General features: G+C 53.5%; 1 rRNA gene. It reads left to right on the forward strand.

Annotated elements, in window-relative coordinates:
- Positions 1-1,257 (forward strand): 16S ribosomal RNA (locus ACFSR5_RS18205); the annotation flags it as partial.
- Positions 1,258-1,290: the final 33 nt, after the last annotated feature.

The raw sequence follows: 1,290 nt of genomic DNA on the forward strand, positions 1-1,290 counted from the left end.
TACCAAGGCGACGATGTCTAGGGGCTCTGAGAGGAGAATCCCCCACACTGGTACTGAGACACGGACCAGACTCCTACGGGAGGCAGCAGTAAGGAATATTGGTCAATGGGCGGAAGCCTGAACCAGCCATGCCGCGTGCAGGATGACTGCCCTATGGGTTGTAAACTGCTTTTATCCGGGAATAAACCCCAGTACGTGTACTGGGCTGAATGTACCGGAAGAATAAGGATCGGCTAACTCCGTGCCAGCAGCCGCGGTAATACGGAGGATCCGAGCGTTATCCGGATTTATTGGGTTTAAAGGGTGCGTAGGCGGCCCGTTAAGTCAGGAGTGAAAGACGGCAGCTCAACTGTCGCAGTGCTCTTGATACTGATGGGCTTGAATCCAGTTGAAGTGGGCGGAATAAGACAAGTAGCGGTGAAATGCATAGATATGTCTTAGAACTCCGATTGCGAAGGCAGCTCACTAAAGTGGTATTGACGCTGATGCACGAAAGCGTGGGGATCGAACAGGATTAGATACCCTGGTAGTCCACGCCCTAAACGATGATGACTCGATGTTAGCGATATATTGTTAGCGTCCAAGCGAAAGCGTTAAGTCATCCACCTGGGGAGTACGCCCGCAAGGGTGAAACTCAAAGGAATTGACGGGGGCCCGCACAAGCGGAGGAGCATGTGGTTTAATTCGATGATACGCGAGGAACCTTACCCGGGCTTGAAAGTTAGTGAAGGATGCAGAGACGCATCCGTCCTTCGGGACACGAAACTAGGTGCTGCATGGCTGTCGTCAGCTCGTGCCGTGAGGTGTTGGGTTAAGTCCCGCAACGAGCGCAACCCCTATGTTTAGTTGCCAGCATGTTATGGTGGGGACTCTAAACAGACTGCCTGCGCAAGCAGTGAGGAAGGCGGGGACGACGTCAAGTCATCATGGCCCTTACGTCCGGGGCTACACACGTGCTACAATGGACGGTACAACGGGCAGCTACACAGCAATGTGATGCCAATCTCTAAAAGCCGTTCACAGTTCGGATCGGGGTCTGCAACTCGACCCCGTGAAGTTGGATTCGCTAGTAATCGCGTATCAGCAATGACGCGGTGAATACGTTCCCGGGCCTTGTACACACCGCCCGTCAAGCCATGAAAGCTGGGGGTGCCTAAAGCATGTAACCGCAAGGAGCGTGTTAGGGCAAAACCGGTAATTGGGGCTAAGTCGTAACAAGGTAGCCGTACCGGAAGGTGCGGCTGGAATACCTCCTTTCTAGAGCATCCGGTATTGATGCTCGTTACGCAC

The sequence above is a fragment of the Sphingobacterium suaedae genome, from assembly GCF_042684625.1.
Lineage (GTDB): Bacteria > Bacteroidota > Bacteroidia > Sphingobacteriales > Sphingobacteriaceae > Sphingobacterium > Sphingobacterium suaedae.